At 61.6% G+C, this 20,198-nt stretch carries 17 protein-coding genes; 13 read left to right on the top strand and 4 right to left on the bottom strand.

Going from position 1 to position 20,198, the window contains the following annotated elements:
- Window positions 1-63 precede the first annotated feature (63 nt).
- Complete coding sequence (gene ald / locus KY459_14260) at window positions 64-1,176, top strand: alanine dehydrogenase (protein ID MBW3565872.1); 1,113 nt, start codon at window positions 64-66, stop codon at window positions 1,174-1,176.
- Between the two features lie 448 nt (window positions 1,177-1,624).
- Complete coding sequence (locus KY459_14255; GenBank protein MBW3565871.1) at window positions 1,625-2,062, top strand: CoA-binding protein; 438 nt, start codon at window positions 1,625-1,627, stop codon at window positions 2,060-2,062.
- Window positions 2,063-2,065: 3 nt separating this feature from the next.
- Here KY459_14255 and KY459_14250 read toward each other — a convergent pair whose 3' ends face one another.
- On the bottom strand, window positions 2,066-2,497 hold the full coding sequence (locus tag KY459_14250) for a response regulator (protein MBW3565870.1): 432 nt from the start codon (window positions 2,495-2,497) through the stop codon (window positions 2,066-2,068).
- A gap of 11 nt (window positions 2,498-2,508) precedes the next feature.
- Window positions 2,509-3,642: an EAL domain-containing response regulator gene (locus KY459_14245; protein MBW3565869.1), complete on the bottom strand. Its 1,134-nt coding sequence runs from the start codon at window positions 3,640-3,642 to the stop codon at window positions 2,509-2,511.
- A 208-nt stretch (window positions 3,643-3,850) separates the two neighbouring features.
- On the opposite strand from KY459_14245, the gene KY459_14240 reads away from it, so the two are divergent.
- The 6 genes from KY459_14240 to KY459_14215 all read left to right on the top strand — a co-directional run bounded on the left by KY459_14240 (window position 3,851) and on the right by KY459_14215 (window position 10,355).
- Window positions 3,851-5,545: an electron transfer flavoprotein-ubiquinone oxidoreductase gene (locus KY459_14240; GenBank protein MBW3565868.1), complete on the top strand. Its 1,695-nt coding sequence runs from the start codon at window positions 3,851-3,853 to the stop codon at window positions 5,543-5,545.
- Window positions 5,546-5,591: 46 nt separating this feature from the next.
- Window positions 5,592-6,557: a MoxR family ATPase gene (locus KY459_14235; protein ID MBW3565867.1), complete on the top strand. Its 966-nt coding sequence runs from the start codon at window positions 5,592-5,594 to the stop codon at window positions 6,555-6,557.
- The gene (locus KY459_14230) at window positions 6,554-7,525 is read left to right on the top strand and encodes a DUF58 domain-containing protein (GenBank protein ID MBW3565866.1); all 972 of its coding nucleotides are present in this window, start codon (window positions 6,554-6,556) and stop codon (window positions 7,523-7,525) included. The genes KY459_14235 and KY459_14230 overlap by 4 nt, the downstream gene beginning before the upstream one ends.
- A complete protein-coding gene (locus KY459_14225; protein MBW3565865.1) occupies window positions 7,512-9,491 on the top strand; it encodes a DUF3488 and transglutaminase-like domain-containing protein in 1,980 nt (659 codons plus the stop codon). Before KY459_14230 ends, KY459_14225 begins: the two co-directional genes overlap by 14 nt.
- 61 nt (window positions 9,492-9,552) lie before the next feature.
- Window positions 9,553-10,023: an ATP-binding protein gene (locus tag KY459_14220; protein MBW3565864.1), complete on the top strand. Its 471-nt coding sequence runs from the start codon at window positions 9,553-9,555 to the stop codon at window positions 10,021-10,023.
- Window positions 10,020-10,355: an STAS domain-containing protein gene (locus tag KY459_14215; protein MBW3565863.1), complete on the top strand. Its 336-nt coding sequence runs from the start codon at window positions 10,020-10,022 to the stop codon at window positions 10,353-10,355. Before KY459_14220 ends, KY459_14215 begins: the two co-directional genes overlap by 4 nt.
- Before the next feature lie 32 nt (window positions 10,356-10,387).
- On the opposite strand, the gene KY459_14210 is transcribed toward KY459_14215, so the two are convergent.
- Together KY459_14210 and cysS are read right to left on the bottom strand one after the other, a co-directional pair.
- Complete coding sequence (locus KY459_14210; protein MBW3565862.1) at window positions 10,388-10,978, bottom strand: hypothetical protein; 591 nt, start codon at window positions 10,976-10,978, stop codon at window positions 10,388-10,390.
- Between the two features lie 45 nt (window positions 10,979-11,023).
- Window positions 11,024-12,418 carry a cysteine--tRNA ligase gene (gene cysS / locus KY459_14205; GenBank protein ID MBW3565861.1) on the bottom strand — a complete coding sequence of 465 codons (1,395 nt, stop codon included), beginning with the start codon at window positions 12,416-12,418 and terminating at the stop codon, window positions 11,024-11,026.
- A 374-nt stretch (window positions 12,419-12,792) separates the two neighbouring features.
- Here cysS and KY459_14200 point away from each other — a divergent pair, with 374 nt between their 5' ends.
- The 5 genes from KY459_14200 (at window position 12,793) to KY459_14180 (ending at window position 19,355) form a co-directional block, all read left to right on the top strand.
- Window positions 12,793-14,058 (top strand): amidohydrolase, encoded by a 1,266-nt coding sequence (locus KY459_14200; protein ID MBW3565860.1) that lies wholly within the window; start codon window positions 12,793-12,795, stop codon window positions 14,056-14,058.
- 91 nt (window positions 14,059-14,149) lie between these two features.
- Window positions 14,150-16,525: a PBP1A family penicillin-binding protein gene (locus KY459_14195; GenBank protein MBW3565859.1), complete on the top strand. Its 2,376-nt coding sequence runs from the start codon at window positions 14,150-14,152 to the stop codon at window positions 16,523-16,525.
- A gap of 38 nt (window positions 16,526-16,563) precedes the next feature.
- On the top strand, window positions 16,564-17,340 hold the full coding sequence (locus tag KY459_14190; GenBank protein MBW3565858.1) for an ABC transporter permease: 777 nt from the start codon (window positions 16,564-16,566) through the stop codon (window positions 17,338-17,340).
- Window positions 17,340-18,146: an ABC transporter ATP-binding protein gene (locus KY459_14185; protein MBW3565857.1), complete on the top strand. Its 807-nt coding sequence runs from the start codon at window positions 17,340-17,342 to the stop codon at window positions 18,144-18,146. The genes KY459_14190 and KY459_14185 overlap by 1 nt, the downstream gene beginning before the upstream one ends.
- 27 nt (window positions 18,147-18,173) lie before the next feature.
- Window positions 18,174-19,355, top strand: coding sequence for an MCE family protein (locus KY459_14180; protein ID MBW3565856.1), 1,182 nt, complete (start codon window positions 18,174-18,176; stop codon window positions 19,353-19,355).
- The last annotated feature ends 843 nt before the right edge of the window (window positions 19,356-20,198 follow it).

The raw sequence follows: 20,198 nt of genomic DNA, 5'->3' as shown, positions 1-20,198 counted from the left end.
CTTCGCCGCTGAGGCATACAATCTCGGTTCGGATCGTTAGTCATCCGTTCAGGAGAGATTGAAATGAAGATCGGTGTGCCGAAGGAAGTCAAGGACAACGAGTCGCGGATTGGCATGGTCCCCTCCGGAGTGCGGGAGGTGGTCGACGCGGGCCACACGGTTTATGTCGAGAAGGGTGGAGGGGATTCGAGCGGTTTCGCCGACGAGGAGTACGTCGCGGCCGGCGCCGAGATGCTGCCCGATGCCGATGCGGTGTGGGGCGCTGCCGATCTCGTGGTCAAGGTCAAGGAGCCGATCGCGGAAGAGTATCCACGGATGCGGCCCGGTCAGTATCTCTTTACCTATCTCCATCTCGCACCGATCCCGGAGCTGACCGACGTACTACTCGAGCGGAAGATCGCCGGGATCGCATACGAAACGATCACCGGACGCGGGGGCTCGCTCCCGCTGCTGGCTCCGATGTCCGAGGTTGCCGGCCGGATGTCGGTTCAGGTCGGGGCGTACTACCTCCAGAAGCCGAACGGCGGCCGCGGAGTACTCCTCGGTGGTGTGCCGGGAGTCCTCCCGGGGGACGTGGTGATCATCGGTGGAGGGATCGTCGGGATCAACGCGGCGAAGATGGCGCTCGGTCTGGGTGCGCGAGTGACGATCCTCGACACGAACATCGACCGGCTCCGTTATCTCGACGATGTCTTTCACGGTCAGATCATGACTCTGGCTTCGAATACGCTCCATATCGAGCGCGCCTGCGAGCACGCTGACCTGCTCGTGGGTGCTGTCCTGATCCCCGGGGCATCGGCGCCGAAGCTCGTGACCCGAGAGATGATCTCCCGAATGAAAAAAGGGGCAGTCGCCGTCGACGTCGCGGTCGATCAGGGCGGATGCTTCGAAACGACCAAAGCGACGACACATTCGAAACCGACCTACGACGTGGACGGAGTGGTCCACTACTGCGTCGCGAACATGCCGGGTGCGGTTCCGCGGACTTCCACCATCGCCCTCACGAACGCCACGCTTCCATATCTCAGAATGCTCGCCGAAGGTGTGGAGGACGCGGTGCGGCAGCACACCGGTCTCGCCGACGGGGTGAATACGTGGAACGGCAAGCTGACCTACAAGGCAGTCGCCGACAGCCAGAAGAAGGAGTTCGTTCCCCTGGCAACAGCGATGAGCTGAAAGAAGAGTGAAGAGTGAAGGGTGAAGAGTGAAAGAGAAGAGTGAAGAGTGAAGAGTGAAGAGTGAAGAAGAGACGCCGCGAAGGTAACATCTCCAAACTCTCACCCTTGACCACGAGCCACCGCCCGGATTCTTCGCCAGCGCTGCGCCGGGCTCAGAATGACGAATGCTCTGTTCGCGCGAAGCGACGGTCATGAACGAATGTTTGCTCTCGCGAAACCCACCTCCTCGTCATCCTGAGCCGCCGAAGGACGGCGAAGGATCTGGTTGGGGGCTCGTGACTGATTTGACGCGGAAAGGGCATCACGTCAATTCACGACCCGCCCCGGCCCTTCTTTCACTCTTCACTCTTCTCTTTCACTCTTCACTCTTCACTCTTCACTCTTCACTCTTCACTCCTCACTCCTCACTCTTCCTCCTGGTCTGCCGTTCGCAAAGGGACCGGTCCATGACCGACGCGAGCTCGAACCTGATCGATGACGACGAGTCCATTGCCGAAATGCTCCGAGATACGAAAACGATCGCAGTTCTCGGAATCAAGCCCTCCAGCAAATCAAACCAGCCGGCTCATTACGTACCGAAGTACATGGCGAGTGTCGGCTACGATGTGATCCCCGTACCGGTTTACTACCCGGAGGTCGAGGAAATACTCGGTAAGCCGGTCCATCGGTCGCTGCCGTCGATCGATGGTCCGATCGACATGGTCAATGTTTTCCGCAAGTCGGAGGACATCCCGCAGCATGTCGACGACATCATTCGCGTGAAGCCGAAATACGTCTGGTTTCAGCTTGGGATTCGGAATGACGGAGCGGCGAAGGCGCTGGCCGAGGCGGGAATCAAGGTCGTGCAGGACCGGTGCATCATGGTGGAGCACCGGCACGTCTGATCGTCAGGCGGGGAATGGAAGGATGCGCGCCGGGCCGGATCCGCCGACCAGCCGCTCGATTGCATTGCGAACGACCGAAGTGAGGAATGTAATGTCGAACGGCTTTTCGACGAAGCCTGAAACGACGCGGTGATTCATTCTTGCTGCGGAACCTTCGATGTTTGCGGACATCACCAGAACCATCGGCCTGTACGTATCTTCGTCCCAGGAAGCGATCTGATCGATGACCTCGAACCCGTCGACCAGGGGCATCATCAGATCGAGCAGAATGACCGAGTAATCCTTGTGGCGAAGCCGCTCGAGGGCCTCGGCGCCGTCAGGAGCGGTTTCGGCTTCGATTCCCGCCCGGCGGAGAACCACCGCGATCAATTGCCGGATGTGAGGATCGTCGTCGACTACGAGGACGGGTCCCGCCTGGGTACACTTCTCCCGCATAGCCAAATAACTCAATGAGAATCACGTGCCAGCACATTGGGCACGATCGTCTCGGCCAGGAGGGGCCGGCCCAGAAGATAACCCTGGCCGTATCGAATGTTCTCTTCGCGGGCGGCGTCGAGCGTTTCGGTGGTTTCGATCCCCTCGAGAATCAGATCGCAGCCGATTCCGTCCGCGAGAGCCGAGATGTTGCGGACGATCTGGCGCCGCGTGTCGCTTTGTTCGAAGTTGGAACCGAACACCTGACTGATCTTCATCCAGGCGGGGCGGATCTGCTCGAGATAAGGGAGGTGCGAGAAAGCGACTCCGACGTCGTCGAGCGCGAGCAGGATCCCGGCAGCTCGGAAATCCTCGATGTTCGCGAGCGAGGCCTTGAAGTCGAGGGGGCCCTGTTCGGTGATCTCGAGGGTGAGGTTGCCTGGATCGACAGCGGCTCGTTCCACGAGCCTCAGAACGCGACGAGAGAAACCGGCAGAGGCGAGTGAAGACGGATGGACGTTCATGAAGAGACTCGGCGCGCCGGTCGTTCTGCTCCAGTGATCGATCGCGGCTTCGATGCAGTGAATCTCCAGATCGGACGTCCGGTTGATCAGCGACGCATAGCGGAACGTCACGTCGGGACGGTCGTAGAGGATCTCCACGTTCGGCCGGGCCAGGGCTTCATAACCGATGACCGAATGATCCTCGAATCGGACGATCGGCTGAAACGCCATCCGGATCGACTTGCGGGAGATCATGTCGTCGATCGTCGGGAGAATCATCGCCGCGACATTCGCGGTGATCGGCCCGGGATCCTCGAGGAGGGCGAGAACCGCGTCCAGACTGAAAGGCTTTCGAAGCAGCCCGTGAGCTCCGCGGGTGATTGCGGCTTCCTCGAGCGCGTTGATGTGGGAGCCCGTCATCAGGACGATCCGGGCGTTCGGCGCCTTTTTCCGGATCTCATCGATGAATTCGAGGCCTTCGAACCGGAAGTCGCTGCTCAGCCGGATGTCGCTGAGGACCGCATCGACGTGCATGTGGTCGAGGAGCAGTCCGGCCGAAGCGATGTCGGGCGCCGCGATCACGCGCCGGGAGGTCTGCGAAAGCAGCAGCGACAGGCCTTCTGCAACGACAGGGTTGTCTTCGACGATGAGGAGAGTTTGCATTCGGTGATGTTCCGGTCCATTCAAGAGCAATTCGGCTGCCCTGGCTGTGCACACGATAACACTCAACGGCGCCCGGGGTTAGGCCGACAGGGCCCGTCGCCCAGGCGTAGTGGAAGCATACGCTCGTTCGAAAGTCGGACGGACGGTATGTGAAATGAAGGGTGCGATAGAATCCCCGTCCCGCGCGGGGAGAGGAGAGTCCGGGTTGATGGTCGTGCTTCAGAACATCGAAAGGGAAGACCTCGAGGTCGACGTCGTCATCGTAGGGGGCGGGCCCGCGGGGCTGGCTGCCGCGATCCACCTGGCGAAGCTGATTCGTGACCATGGGGACGGCGGCGGTGATCTCGGGGAAACGATGATTGCCGTGCTCGAGAAGGGGCGCGAGGTAGGCTCGCACGGGATCTCGGGCGCCGTCATGGATCCGCGTGGAATCACCGAGCTGATCCCCGACTGGATGGAACGGGGCGCGCCGGTCGAAGCCGAGGTCGCGGATGACGAGTTCCTGTACCTGACGGAGAAGAGATCGTTCAAAGCGCCGATCCTCCCGCCTCCGCTCAGGAATGAGGGAAAGTACGTGATCTCTCTCGCCGCCTTCACCCGTTGGATGGCGGCGCAGGCCTCCGGCGCCGGGGTCGAGATCTTCCCCGAGTTCCCTGCGGCGCAGGTGCTCCTCGAGGACGGACGAGTCGTGGGAGTGAGAACCGCGGACAAGGGCGTCGACAAGCTCGGCCAGCCGAAGGGCAATTTCGAGCCGGGCGTCGACATCAGGGCGAAGGTCACGATCATCGCGGAAGGACCACGCGGAACCCTGACCAAACAGTTGGCGATCGAAAAGGACCTCTATTCGGAAAAGAACCCACCCGTGTTCGCCCTCGGCTTGAAGGAGCTGTGGAAAGTTCCCGAAGGAAGGATGGCGCCGGGCGACGTCATCCATACGCTCGGCTGGCCGCTCGATTCCCGCACATTCGGCGGCGGATTCATTTACGGGATGAAGGGCGACGTCATCGACGTCGGTTTCGTCGTCGGCCTGGACTACTTCGATCCTTCCCTCGATCCGCACAATGAATTTCAGCGATTCAAGCTTCATCCCTCGGTGAAGCGACTGCTCGAGGGAGGGAAGATGATCGAGGCCGGAGCCAAGGCGATTCCCGAGGGAGGCTTTTTCTCGATGCCGAGAATGTACGGCGACGGATTTCTGATCACGGGCGACTCGGCGGGGTTTCTCAACGGAGCGCGTCTGAAGGGAATTCATCTGGCGATCAAGTCGGGGATTCTGGCGGCCGAGGCAGCCTTCGAGGCGATCCTTTCGGGTGACCACTCCGAGAAGAAGCTCTCACATTATGAAACGCTGTTTCGAAAATCGTGGGCTCACGAAGAGCTCTACAAGCAGCGGAACTTCCATCAGGGTTTCGAGCACGGCCGCCTCGCGGGACTTCTGAACGCCGGTCTGTCGCTCCTGACCGGAGGCCGCGGCTTCGGCGTGAAGAATCGCCTGGAGGGAGAGGCGGGCCATCGCCGGATGAAGAAGATCCGGGATCACGATCCGGAGGGTTCGGGACCGTCCTCCCGAATCCCATACGACAACGAATACACATTCGACAAGGTTACGAACGTGTATCACGGTGGTGTCAAGCACGAGGAGAACCAGCCCGCGCACCTCCTGATCGCGGATACTGAAGTCTGCATCACGCGGTGCACCGAGGAATATGGAAATCCATGCCTCAACTTTTGTCCGGCGAACGTCTACGAACCGAAAGAGACGGCTGATGGCCGCGGCAAGGTACCTTTCTTGAACTTCACCAATTGTTACCACTGCAAGACCTGCGACATCATGGATCCGTATCAGGTCATCACGTGGGTGCCGCCTGAAGGAGGCGGAGGTCCGGACTACGAGAAGGCCTGATGCTCGCCGCGAAACCATCCGGGAGTCCGGACCGTTGAGTAAAGCGATGGCCAGCGAACCAATACCCATACCGCGCTCGTCGATCGAAAGGGTCGAAGCTCTGCGCGAGAATGTCGAGCAGGTGCTGCAGGGGAAACCCGAAGTCGTCGAGCTTTCGATCGCGGCGCTTCTGGCAAGGGGACATTTGCTGCTCGAGGACGTACCCGGAGTCGGAAAGACGACTCTGGCGCATGCTCTGGCGCGTTCGATCGATTCGGAGTTCCAGAGGGTCCAGTTCACCTCCGATCTGATGCCGTCCGACATCATCGGCGTGACGATCTTCAGCCAGGACAGGCAGGAATTCGAGTTTGTGAAGGGTCCGCTCTTCACCAATGTTCTCCTGGCAGACGAGATCAATCGGGCCACGCCCAAGACGCAGTCCGCCCTGCTCGAAGCGATGAGCGAGGGGACGGTGTCGATCGAGCAGGAGAGGATCGAGCTGCCGCATCCGTTTCTCGTCATCGCCACGCAGAACCCGGTCGAGCACAGTGGAACCTACCCGCTGCCGGAGTCTCAGCGTGACCGTTTCATGATGCGGCTGACGATCGGGTATCCCTCGCGAGAGGATGAGAAGAACATCCTTCGTTCCGGCGGGGGGCAACGCGCTCTGGCGAGGCTGGAACCTGTCATGTCCTCGAACGATCTGCGGGAGCTTCAGGAGCACGCCGCGAGGATTCACGTGAGCGAGGGCGTGGTGGACTACATGCTCTCGATCGTCGAGGCAACTCGTCATCATCCGGATGTCCGGCTGGGTGTGTCGACCCGAGGGACTCTGACGCTTCATCGCGCGGTCCAGGCGCTCGCCCTGGTTCGCGAGAGGGACTACGTTGTGCCCGACGACGTGAAGGAAATGGCGGTGCCAGTTCTGGCGCACCGGATCGTGCTCCGCGGGGAAAGCGTGCTTTCTCCGAGAGACGGCGAAGCCGACCGGATGATTCGAACGATCCTGACCACGGTCGCTGCACCGCGGTGAGCGCTCGGGCCCTCCAGTTCGACGGTGTCGTCCGTCTCACCCGCGCGGGTGCGGGATTCCTCCTTTTTGCTTTCTGCATCGGTTTCGCGGCGCTCAACACCGGCAACAATTCTCTCTACGTGGTCTTCGCGATGATGCTCTCCTGTCTGATTTTTTCGGGGATCGTCTCCCGATTCGGACTCAAGGCGATTTCTCCCGAGGTGGAGGAGCTCGGCGACGTCTGGGCGGAGGAGCCGGCGCACGCGATCGTCCGAGTGAGAAACGGCTCGCGATGGATCGAGGTCCGCGATCTGGTGGTCCGGTCCCCTGATCTCGATGGAACTGCGATCATCGATCGGCTGCCTCCGCGCCATACGGAAGACGTCGTCGTCCGCTTCATCTTTCGCAGGCGAGGACGCGTGGAGCTCAGGCAGCTCGATATCTACACGATGTTTCCGTTCGGATTTTTCACGAAGAAACGACAGGTGCGCATCGATACGCGCGGGATCGTGTACCCGAACCGGCGCTCATCCTCGCGTTCACGGAGATGGGCGCCCGATACGGGGGACACAAGGGTGGCCAGCCGTGCCGGGGAAGGACAGGATCTGTTCGCGATGCGCGACTATCGCGAGGGAGAGTCGATCCGCCACATTCACTGGAAGCGTTCCGCCGGTTCCGGAAGATGGGTCGTGTGGCAGGGCTCGGCGGAGTCGAGCGACCGGCTGCATGTGATCTTCGATGCGGTGACCACGGCAGCCTCGGATTCGGAGTTCGAGGACCTCGTCAGCGGAGCAACCGGCTACATCGCCGAGGCGGTCGAGGGGGGACAGGGCGTCGTTCTGCACATCGGAAATCAGACGTTTGCCTCGGATACCGGCCTGGCCGGCATTTTCACTGCGCTCGCGCTCGTGGAACGGCGCACCGAGGGGGCTCTGCCACCCGGACCGACGGGCTCGGCTGTGTTTTCTCTTCGTCATGAAACGAACTGACTCGGCACGACTGGAGCAGCTTGCGCTCGCCGCGCTCGCGGCGTTGCCGTTCTATTTTTCCTATGTCGTGTCGATGGCTTCCGTGGCCGGCTTTCACCTGGCCCTCCTGTTCCTGGCGGCCGCCACTCTGATGGGAAGGCCTGTGCGGATACCCGCTCCGGTTCTCGCTGCGAGCGGGGTCCTCTATCTGCTCTTTTTTCCGTTCGACGTTCTGGTGTTTTCGCGGGGATTGATTGCGCCGTCGAGCCATCTGCTGTTTTTCATCGCTCTTTATCAGGCGATCGAATCCGAATGGAGATCGAACGGGGGACAGCGGCTGTTCGTGACCTTTCTGATCTTCGTCACCGTATCGGCGACCTCGACCCACTCCACCATCATGATCTACATGATCGGATTCCTGATCCTGACTTATCGCGAGCTCATGCGTCTGAGTCGTGAAACGACCCACGAGCTGGTCAGAGGAAGCCTCGAGGAGGAGATCGTCCCGTTGCCGCGGACACGACTCGCGCTCATTCTCACGATCGTGACGATGCTCGTCGCCCTGGCGATGTTTCCCTTCCTTCCACGCCTGCGCGATCCGTTCGTCCGGGGGGTTCCGAGCCTTTCCGCGGCACGGTCGACCGGCATCAGCGACGTCATCGATTTCGAGGACGGAAGCGTCGGTTCGGAAGATCCCGAGGTGGTGGCACGGGTCTGGGCCGGCAGCGAAGATGCTCTGTTTCTCCCGATTCGTCTGAGAGCGGCCGTCTACGACACGTGGCTCGACGGACGGTGGATCAGCTCGAAGAATCACACCTATCAGATCCGCGCCCGGCGTGGGAGCTACGTTCTGGCCGCCCCCGGGGGAAGAACGGGGTCGATCGAGGTGCAGCAGCGGCGATCGAATGACCGTCGTATTTTTCTCCCCGCGGGAACATGGGCGGTTTCGGGCCTCGACGAGGTGATCTTCTCGAAGTTCGACGGCGTCCCGGTGAGCGTCGATCTCGATCGAGGCCCCCTGACATTCACGGCCGAGCTCAGCGAGCGAACGCAGCCCCTTGCCGGTGTCATGAGCGGTTATCCCGGTTATCCGCAGTCTCCGGCCATCCGCGCGCTCGCGGAGGAGATCGTCGGCACCGAGCGAGACCCGATCCGGGCAAGCCGGCTCATCGAGAGACACCTTGCAAACACCTTCACCTACCTTTCTGCCTCGTCGCCCGAGATCGGCACCATGACGGTCGACGACTTTCTGTTGCGTGTGAGGAAAGGTCACTGCGAGTACTTCGCGGCCGGAATGGTGGTTCTGCTCGAGAGTATCGGAATCCCATCCCGGATCGTCGGAGGCTTTTACGGCGGGGATCTGAACCGGCTGAGCGGGTACTGGATCATCAGGGTCAGGAACGCCCACGCCTGGGTGGAGGTCGAAGCGGACGGACGATGGAATACTTTCGATCCGACACCGGCGGATCTTCGGCCCGGCAACGCCGGCCAAAACAGCCTGTTTGCGCTGGTGGCGATGGCCGCGGAATCGTTCTCGTACTTCTGGGATCGCTGGATCCTGACCTATGGAGCTTCCGATCAGTTGAGCCTCGCCGAGCTCGTGGCCGAGACCGCTCGCGGATGGCTGAGCTCGATCCGGCAGGACTTCCCCGGTGCGCTGATCAGGAGCTGGATTCCGTTCCTGGTCGTGGGACTCGGTGTCGCCATTCTGATCGGTCTGATGCTGTCGCGACGGCGGCGGGGAAGCCTGTGGGAGCAGACTCTCGTCGAGCTGGACCGGATGGGAGTCGACGTCGAGGATTCGGCTACGGAAGGAGAGGTGCTCGCCCTTGTGGAAGGTTCCGCTTCGGGACTCTCTCCCATGCTTCGGTCCATCGTCAGGTTCCAGCAGATTGACCGCTATTCCGGCCGGGCGGCGGACGCGGAGGCGGCCGCTTCAGCGCGCCGGGCTCTGGCACAGTTGCGGCGTCTGAGTACGGTGAGCTGAGGAGATGTCGATTGCTCTCGGGCCGAAAGCCCCGGTAGAATCTGCGCGCAAACGATCGCCAATGAGTGGAGTCGAACGAGTCGAAGTCAGTGTCAGCAGCCGCTACGAGAACATCGAGCTCGTGCAGGTGGTCGCCGAACAGATGTGCTCGCTCGGTGGCGCCACGGAGGACGGCGCCCACTGGATCGGTATGGCGGTGCGGGAGGCTGTGGCGAACGCCATCAAGCATGGCAACCGGCTCGACCTCGCAAAACGAGTGGATGCCACCTTCGAGATGGTCGGCGGACGGCTCCGGGTGACGATCACCGATCAGGGGGAGGGCTTCATTCCCGATGAGGTCGCGGATCCACTCGACCCCGCGAATCTGCTGAAAACCAGCGGGCGCGGTCTCTTCTATATGAACACGTTCATGGACGAAGTAAGATACCTGTTCGCCGAATCCGGTGGCACGACGATCGAGATGTCGAAGGTTCTCGATCTGGAGGCCGCGGAAGCGGGCGGTTCCGGGAACGAAAGGAGTTTCGAACAATGAAGGTTGCCACGAGGGAGCGGGACGGCGTTTACGTGATTGCGCCGGAAGGAAAGATCACGATCGGTTCAGGCGATACCCAGCTCAAGAGCTCGATCGTCGAAGCACTCGAGAGCGGGAGCAACAAGATTCTGCTGGATATGGGGAAGGTCACCACGCTCGATTCGTCCGGGATCGGCGAGCTGGTCGGCGCCTATCACTCGGTCACGAATCGAGGTGGCAAGCTGAAGCTGCTTCATCTGCCATCCAAGATCTCGGACCTTCTGCAGGTCACCCAGCTCATCACGGTATTCGAGGTCTACGACACCGAAGAGGAAGCGATCGCTTCTTTCTGATGTCTCAGGGTCGTCGTGGGCGGGGACGCGCATCAGTTGTGGCGAAGCGCTTCACGACGGCTCCACTGAAGTGGAACCTCGTTGGTCGTGACGAACCGGATGCTCTCGACCCACGGCATGAAGAACTGCTCGGCGAGCTCGGGGTTGCGGAGCGCCTTCTGTTCGAGGGCGATCAGCTCGGCGAACGGCTCGGTGTTGGCGAGGTAGGCGAGCCGGATGCGAACATAACCGGCCGCTCCCATCCGGGCCGGTCGAACGCCGAGTCTTGCCGAAGTGGTGAAGGTCCTGGTTTCCCCGGAGAGAATCTGGTCGAGCCTGGGCAGTAGCTGGTTGCCCGGGACCTCCGAACCGAGGAGGATCGAGACGACTCCGGTGTCCGGGTCGTAGGAAGCTTCGGGGACGATGTCGGCGATGGCGATCGGGTCGGGTCGGAGATTCTCGACTTCCCAGACGATGCCGATGTTCGAGCCGAGGTTGAGATTCGATCCGAGAATCTGGGCGTCGATTCGGACGTCGCCTTCGCGCCCGACCAGGCGCGCCAGTTCCGTCTTGTCGACGGCGTCCGGCGTGGCGCAGCTCGAGGCGAGGATCAAAAGAACGACTGGTTGGAGAAGTCGACGCATGCTCGCTTCAACGTTTCGGACGGGCGCCAGCTTCCTTTGCCGGACTCAGCTCTTGCGCCGCCACCGCGTCCCGGAGGGCGTATCTTCGAGAATGATGCCCCGTGAAGCGAGCTCGTCGCGAAGGCGGTCCGACTCCGCGAAGTTCCGGCTTCGTCGTGCCTGGTCCCGTGCGTCGACGAGCGCCTGAATCTCGTCGTCGAGGGCCTCCCGGCGAGGGAGAAGGTCGAGAACCTCGTCGATCGAGCGGAGCATCCCGGCAATGCTGCGGGCATCCGAAGCGGCGAGCCTTCCCTGATCCGCGAGACTGTTCACTTCCCGAAGGATGGTGAAGATCGCACCGAGGGCAGCGGCGGTGTTGAGGTCGTCGTCCATCGCGTCCTCGAAGCCTGCGCGGAGCCGTCTGGCGAGATCGTCGTTCCCGTCATCCCCCGAGCTTCCGTCGGCGATCTCGTCCATGCGCAACAGGAAGAGCTCGAGCCGTTCGAGAGCCTGAGCGGAATCCTCGAGAGACTTGGTCGTGAAGTTCAGCCGCGTCCGGTAGGGAACGCTGAGGAGGGCATGACGAACCTGGAGCGGGGTGTAGCCTTCGTCGAGCAGCTCCGAGAGTCGGTAGACGTTTCCGAGCGATTTCGACATCTTCTGATCCTGCATGATCAGGTGCTCGCCGTGGAGCCAGTAGCGGACGAACGGCACACCCGTCGCCCCCTCACTCTGCGCGATCTCGTTCTCATGGTGCGGAAAGATCAGGTCGACCGCGCCGGTATGGATGTCGAACGTACTGCCGAGGTACTTCATCGCCATCGCCGAGCACTCGATATGCCATCCCGGCCTGCCCGCGCCAATTGGCGTCTCCCATGATGGCTCTCCTGCTTTCTTCGCCTTCCACAGTGCGAAATCCCGCGCGTCGTCCTTGTCGTACTCGTCGCTGTCGAGGCGCGATTGCGAGGAAGCGTTCCCGAGGTCGAGACGGGACAGCCTGCCGTACTCCTTCCATGTCGCGATCTCGAAATAGGTCGAGCCCTCGGACTGATACGTATGACCGTTCTCTCCGAGCCTGGTGATGATTCCAACCATCTCATCGATGTGATCCGTAGCCTTCGGATGAATGTCGGCTCGACGGATTCTGAGAGCGTCGAGGTTGCGGAAAAAGCCTTCGGTGTAGCGCTCGGTGAATGTCTCGAGCGACTCGCCGGCGGCGGCGGAATCGCGGATGATCTTGTCGTCGATGTCGGTGATGTTCATGACGAACGTCACATCGAAGCCCTTCCACACGAGGTACCGTCGCAGAAGATCGTTCCAGAGAAAGGTACGGAGGTTACCGATGTGAACCTCGCTGTAGACGGTCGGGCCGCAGCTGTAGATCCCGACCTTTCCTTCCCGGAGCGGGACGAAGTCTTCGGTGGTACGGGTCAGCGTATTGAAAAACCGGAGCGGTGCCATCGGCAAAGTATACGAAGAGTGAAGAGTGAAGAGTGAAGAGTGAAGAGTGAAGAGTGAAGAGAAGCATTCATCCAGCCAGAGAGCGAGGCGCCCGCGCCCCGTCACGAGCTTGCGCGATTCCCCCCATCACTGGGAGGGCGAGGCTCCTGCCGAGCCGCCCCCACACGAAATGGCAGAAAGTTCGTTCAGGCGAAAATCGAGGGCTGGCCGAGACAGAATGGTTTCAGGTGACATTTCGGTGGAATGCAACAGGGCGGCTCGGCAGGAGCCTCGCCCTCCCGGTCAGGGAGGTTTGATTCTGCGCCCTGTCACTTTTTCACGGGCCTGCCTCTGTTTCACTCTTCACTCTTCACTCTTCACTCTTCTCTATTAGGATGATGACGGCCAGGAGGAGAACCGTGGAGTTGAATCTCGAGACGATTGCATCGGAAGCCGCACGCGTGGCGAGCTCGGTCATCGACTGGCGGCGCGACATTCATCAGAACCCCGAGCTTTCGAACAGGGAAGTGCGAACGGCGGCGATCGTTGCGGAGCACCTGCGGGGTCTCGGCATCGAGACGAAGGAAGGAATCGCTCACACCGGCGTGGTCGGTACTCTCACCGGCACGCGGCCGGGGAAGGTCGTGGCGCTCCGCGCGGACATGGACGCGCTGCCGGTCACCGAGGAAGTCGATCTTCCTTTCGCGTCACGGGTGGTGACCGAGTACGAGGGGGAGCGGGTCGGGGTGATGCATGCGTGCGGGCACGACGCGCACACCGCGATCCTGATGGGCGTCGCTTCGGTTCTCTCCGGAATGAGAGATCAGCTCGCCGGTACCGTCAAGTTCGTCTTTCAGCCTGCCGAGGAAGGGGCGCCTCGTGGGGAGGAAGGGGGAGCCGAGCTGATGATCCGCGAAGGTGTTCTCGAGAACCCCGACGTCGACGCGATCTTCGGTCTGCATGTGACTTCCCGATTCGAGACCGGGACGATCGCGGTCAAACCGGGCCCCATGCTCGCGGCAAACGATGCTCTCAGAATCCGGGTGAAGGGAAAGCAGACGCACGGAGCATATCCGTGGAAGGGTGTCGATCCGATCACGGTGTCGGCGCAGATCATCCTCGCCCTCCAGACGATCCCCTCCCGGCAGCTGGACTCGCTGGCTGCTCCGACGGTGGTCACCATCGGAAGAATTCGTGGAGGCATTCGGAACAACATCATTCCATCGGAGGTCGAGCTGTGGGGGACGCTCCGTTCCCTCGACGCGAAGAACAGGACCGAGCTCCACAGGAGGGTGAAGAGGACCGCCGAGCGGATCGCCGAAGCGTCCGGAGCCGAGGCCGAGGTCGAGATCGAACGGGGCTATCCGGTGACGTCGAATGATCAAGCGCTGGCGATCATGGCCGGCGAAGTGCTGGCCCGGGTGGCAGGCGAACAGAGCATCGTCTCCCCTTCACCCGTTCTCGGCGCGGAGGATTTCGCCTTTTATCAGCAGAAGGTCCCGGGAGTGTTCTTCTATCTCGGTGTGAGGCCTCCCGGAACGGACGAGGACGCCGAAGCTTCCAATCACTCGCCGAAGTTTTTCGTCGATGAATCGGGGCTCGAGCTCGGAGTCCGGGCGATGTCGGCCCTGGCGCTGAGTGCCGTCCGGTTGGCGGATTGAGGCTCGATGGTCACCATTCTCCGACACCTGACCGCGAGAATGGCGTCAGATAGGCAGGAACCTTTCATCCTGAGGGCCTGTTGAAAGAATGATGGCGAAATCGAAAATACCCGGCTTCCTCTGGAAACACGCGACGGCGATTGCGATCATGGTCGCTGTCCTGTTCGTGGGTGTCGTCGGATTTTTCGCCTACACGTATCACGTGGTCACCTCGAAGTTCGATTCGGCCCGGATGTGGGATCTTCCGAGTCGGATCTACTCGGATTCGACGCCGATCGTGACAGGCCAGCGATACCCGAAGAGTCTTCTCGAGCGGAAGCTCAGAACGCTGGGTTACTACGACGCCGACGGTGAGGTCGATCGCTCGGGCGAATATCGTTACGACGGCTCCGATCTCGAGATCTTCCTGCAGGATTTCCGTTACCCGGACGTCGAGTTCCACGGGATGCCGGTTCGCATTTCAATGTCCGGGGACACGGTCCGGACGATTCGACGTACCGACACCGACAGCGAGGTCAGGGGGATTCGTCTCGAGCCGGAGCTCATCACGTCGATCTTCGACGAGGTGATGGAAGACCGGATCCCGATTCCTCTCGAGCGGGTTCCACAGCATCTGATCGACGCCATCGTCGCGACGGAAGACCGTACGTTTTTTGATCATGAGGGGATCTCGCTGCGCGGGATCGCGCGGGCCGCCTGGGCGGATATCCGCAACAGAAACCTCGCGTCGGGCGGATCGACCCTCACGCAGCAGCTGATCAAGAACCTCTATCTCACGCCGGAACGGACATTCCGGAGGAAGGCGTGGGAAGCGGTGATGGCGATCATCCTCGACGCCCGCTACACCAAACCCCAGATTCTCGAGGCGTATGTGAACGAGATCTATCTCGGTCAGCATGGCGCGGTTCAGGTGGTCGGAGTCGAACAGGCCAGCCAGACCTTCTTTGGAAAGCGAGCGATCAATCTCACTCTGCCCGAGGCTGCGACGATCGCCGGTGTCATCAGATCGCCGAATTACTACAACCCTCTCAAGCATCCCGAGAGGGCGGTCGAGCGCCGAAACGTCATCCTCGACGGAATGTACGCGGTGGGAAAGATCGACGAGGTTCAGCTTGCGCGAGCAAAGAAGGCAGAGCTGGTCGTCAATCCCTATCCTCGCAGCGTACGGACGGCCCCGGCATTCGTCGGACTCGTGCTTTCGGAGTTGCGCGAGACCTATCCGCGGACACAGCTGACGTCCGAGGGCTTCCGGATCTTCACGACTCTCGACGCGGCGATGCAGCGGGAAGCGGAAGCTGCTCTCAAAAAAGGACTGGATCAGCTCGAAAAGGATTATCCGCGGATCCGAAACTACGGCGAGCCGCCGGAAGGTGCGCTGGTGACGATCCAGCCGGGCACGGGATACGTGAAGGCGCTGGTCGGGGGTCGCGAGAGCTCGGCGAGCGAGTTCAACCGGGCGGTCCAGGCTCGGCGTCAGCCGGGCTCGCTGTTCAAGCCCTTCGTCTACACCGCCGCGATGGATCCGGCGCGCGGACGCGAAGCACTCACCGCAGCCACGATCCTCCAGGACTCGGCGATTACGGTTCGCACCGGCACCTCGGAGTGGAAGCCGCAGAACTACGACAACGAGTTTCATGGCTCGGTGTCGGTTCGGGAGGCGCTGGTGAAGTCGTACAACATTCCGGCGGTTCGTGCCGCGATCGACGCCGGTGTTGGGAACGTGGTGAAGCTCGCCGAGCGCATCGGCGTCGAGAGCCGGCTCGAGCCTTATCCCTCGATCTCGCTCGGCTCGTTCGAGGTGACTCCTCTCGAGCTCGCCTACGCCTACTCGGTCTTCGCCAACCAGGGCGTCAGGGCGAAACCGGTCACGATCCTTTCGGTCGTCAGCCGGGAGGGGGAAGTGCTCGAAAACCGGGTGGTCGAGATGGAGCGAGTCGCGGATGCGGGAGTGACCTGGATCATGAACGGCATCCTCCAGGATGTGATCGATGAAGGGACGGGAGCCCGGGTACGCCGGATGGGAATCCGAGGCCCTTACGCCGGCAAGACCGGCACGACGAACGACTATCGCGACGCATGGTTCGTCGGCTATACGCCGAGAATCCTCTCGCTGGTCTGGGTGGGTTACGACGATGGCCGGGGAATGGGCCTTTCGGGGGGAACGGCGGCCGCTCCGGTCTGGGGTCGGTACATGAAGGTCGTCGGAGATCTCGTGGCGGACGAGGATTTCTCGAGGCCGGACAACGTCGTGAGCCGGGAGGTCGATCCTTCGACGGGCTTTCTCTATACGTCGTGGTGTCCGGAGAGCCGCGAAGAGTACTTCGTGGCGGGTACACAGCCGGTCGAGGTCTGCCCGGCGCACAGCTACGACAGCTGGGATGTGTGGCGGGAGGACGAGGACTGGCGACGCCGCCGCGAGGAGATGGAGGACAACCCGCTGCGCCGGCTTCTGCGCGAGATCTTCTGATCTTGTGCAGAACTGACGGGCTGGGCTAATGTCGCGCGATGGAGATCGTGGAGAGGACTCGGATTCGCCTCGACGGGTTCTTCGAGTACGTGGGCGGGTTGTCGCAGCTGACGTGGCAGACCGCGGTGCAGGCGGTGCGCGGTCCGCTCGAGAAGCGGGCGCTGATGATCCAGTTCGACCAGGTGGGCGTTCGGTCGATGTCGATCGTCATCGTGACGGCGCTGTTCATCGGAATGGTCCTCGCGCTCCAGACGGCGTATTCGCTCCAGGAATTCGGCGGGAAGCTGTTCATCGGCAAGGTCGTGAGTCTTTCGCTCGTGCGTGAGCTTGCGCCGGTTCTGATGGCCCTGATGGTCGGTGGCCGCGTCGGGGCGGGTATGACGGCCGAGATCGGGACGATGCAGGTCACCGAGCAGATCGATGCTCTGCGCGCGTTTGCGACCAATCCCGTCAGAAAGCTCGTCGTCCCGAAGGTTCTCGCGACGACGCTGATGCTCCCGTTGCTGACGACGATCGCCTGTGCGGTCGGGATCATCGGCGGGGCGATCATCGCCATCTTCACGCTCAACCTCAGCGCCAACTTTTATTTTCGCAGCGTCATCACCACGCTCAGCTACGGTGATCTCGCGTCCGGCATCGGGAAGACCTTCTTCTTCGGGGCCGCGATTGCGCTGATCGCGTGCTACAACGGCCTGACTACGGAGGGGGGAGCGGACGGGGTCGGGCGGGCAACCACGGCGACTGTGGTCACGGCATCGATCTCCGTTCTCATTCTCGATTTCTTCCTGACGAAGCTCTTTCTGCTCTTCTTCTAATGTCCGTTCACGACTATCAGGGTGGCGACAGACGGGGTCATCCTCGCGACGAGATCGTGAGGTTCGAGGGCGTGGAGAAGTCCTTCGGCGAAAAGCACATTCTCAAAGGGATCGATCTGTCGATCATTCGCGGGGAAGTTCTCGTCATCCTGGGAGGATCCGGGTCGGGTAAGTCCGTCACGCTGAAGCACATCCTCGGGTTGATTCGGCCTGACGAGGGGAGGGTTTTCGTCGACGGGGAAGATGTCACCGATCTCGCCGAAGAGGATTTCTATCCCGTCCGCAAGAAGTTCGGAATGCTTTTTCAAAGCGGTGCGCTCTTCGACTCGATGAACGTCGGCGAGAACGTCGCGTTTCCGCTCCGGGAACATACCGAGATGACGGACGATGAGATTGCGAAACTGGTCGCCGAAAAGCTGGATCTCGTCGATCTGCCGGGGACTCAGGAGGTCATGCCGGTTGACCTGTCGGGGGGCATGAGGAAGCGCGTCAGTCTCGCGCGTTCGATCGTGCTCGACCCGCAGATCATTCTCTACGATGAACCGACGACGGGACTCGATCCGATCACCTGCGACACGATCAACCAGCTGATCGTGAGCCTGCAGCAGAAACTAAAAGTGACGTCGATCGTGGTGACCCACGACATCAATTCGGCGTTCCACGTCGGCGATCGAATTGCCTTTCTCTCGGACGGTACCTTCGAATGGGTCGGAAGCGTCCGGGATGCGCCCCGCGCGGATCACCCGAAGCTGCGTGAATTTCTCGAGAGTGCCAACATTGCGAGTGCGAAGCCGGTGGCAATTTAGGAACCGGCCAGGAGGTTCAGAATCCGGATGAGCAACGAGCAGACGAGTCGGACGATGAGGGTGGGATTTGTCGTAGCGCTGGCGCTGGGCGCGCTGATGGCCTTCATCTTCTTCATCGGCTCCGAAAGGCGGATATTCGCCCGGAAAGCGACTTACGAGATCCAGCTCGAATCCGTCACCGGACTTGCCCAGGGGAACCCCGTTCAGCTTTCGGGTGTCACCATCGGTTCGGTCCGCGACATCTGGCTCCCTCGCGACCCTGCGAGTGATCTGGTCGAGATCGAGATCAGTGTCGACCGGAAATTCGCGAACCGCATCCGGATGGACTCGCGAGCGAGAGTCCGAAAGCTCGGGCTGATTGCTGCCGACAGCTACATCGACATCACTCCCGGCAGCCCGGACCAGCCGGTTCTTCCTCCCGGGTCGGTCATCCCTTCATCGAAGCCGACCGACGTCGATGCCCTGATCGCATCCGGTGAAGATCTGGTCGACAACTTCGTCCAGATCTCCTATTCGCTCAAGAACGTTCTCCAGCGCGTCGATGCCGGCGAAGGGCTGATCGGGGAGTTGACGACCTCGCCCGACAACAAAGTGCGAGTCACCGATACTGTCGTCCGCACACTCGACCGCGCGGACCAGGTTCTTCTTCAGATCCAGAGCGGTGAGGGTCTCGCGGGCAAGGTGATCTACGACGAGGAGTTCGGCGATGAGCTGGCCGACTCGGTGCAGACGGCAGCATCGGCTCTGACGGGCGTCGCGAACAGCGTCCGTTCCTCGTTCGAGACCGGAGAGGGCGCAATCCCTGCCCTGCTGAATGATCCGGCCTCCCGCGAGCGCGTCGACACTCTCCTGGCGAACCTCGAAACGGCCTCGGCGAACCTCTCCGCCTTCAGCGTGACGCTCAGCGAGGGGGAGGGGATCGTCCCGAGACTCCTCGACGACAAGGCCTATGGCGACGATACGCTCGAACAGCTGAACCTGCTGCTCACGCGCCTCGCCGAGACCGCACGCATGCTCCAGGAAGGGGAGGGGACCGCCGGCCGTCTCATCGCGGATCCCTCCGCGTACGAGGCGATCAACGACATCCTCATCGGCATCAACGAGTCGAGAGTCCTTCGATGGCTGATCCGGAACCGGCAGGAAGCCGGAATCGAGAAGCGCTACGACGAAGCACTCGAGTCGATGGAAGAAACACCGCCGGAACAGTGAAGACGGTTACCGGTTGCCGGTTACCGGCACCGTGACGAGCTTGCGTGATGTCCAGCATCACCGGGAGGGCGAAGCTCCTGCTGAGCCGCCCCGTTGCGTTCCACCGAAATGTTACCTGAAAGCCATTCTGTCTTGGCCCGCTCTCGCGCAAAACCGACACTGGTCATTCTGAGCCCGGCGAAGCGCAGGCGAAAGAACCCAGGCCAAATGCGTTGATCGTTGCAGGCGCGCTCAAACTAACGCAACCGGCAAAGCCGCCGAAGGCGGCGACAGTTCTCAGCCCCCGGCTTCAGCCGGGGGACAGATGCCTCGTTTCGAAACGTGTGAGCCCGCTTCAGCGGGCGACAGAACAGCGACCACGTTCGAAGCTGAGGTCGATGCGTTCGTCGCGTTTGATTCTGTCGCCCGCTGAAGCGGGCTCGACATTCTTGTGGATTACCCTAGCCCCCGGCTGAACCCGGGGGCTAAGATCTGTCGCCCGCGGTGCGGGCTGAGCGGCGGCGGACGTTTTGGCGAGCGCCGCAATCCCGGAATGCCAGCATTCTGTCGCCCCTTCGGGGCTCGATTTTGGTACGTCTTTGGACCCGGGGTTCCGCGGCTTCGCCGCTCCACCCCGCGCTACTTTATGTCGCGCCTCCGGCGCTGGAACGTGCCCCTTCCCACAGCGCCGCACATCCGTCGAGAAGGCGAAACGTCTCTCAATGAACAGAGATCGACCCGCCTCGGGAGGGCGACATGAGATCGGATAGCCCGGGCAGAGGTCATAGAGATCGATCCGCCCCGGCAGGGGCGGTCAGACAGTAGCGCGGGGCAAGGCCGGCGCCGCAGGCGACGGCCGCAGCC

Source organism: Acidobacteriota bacterium, assembly GCA_019347945.1.
Taxonomy (GTDB): Bacteria; Acidobacteriota; Thermoanaerobaculia; order Gp7-AA8; family JAHWKK01; genus JAHWKK01.
This window is presented reverse-complemented; position numbering and strand designations above follow the sequence as displayed.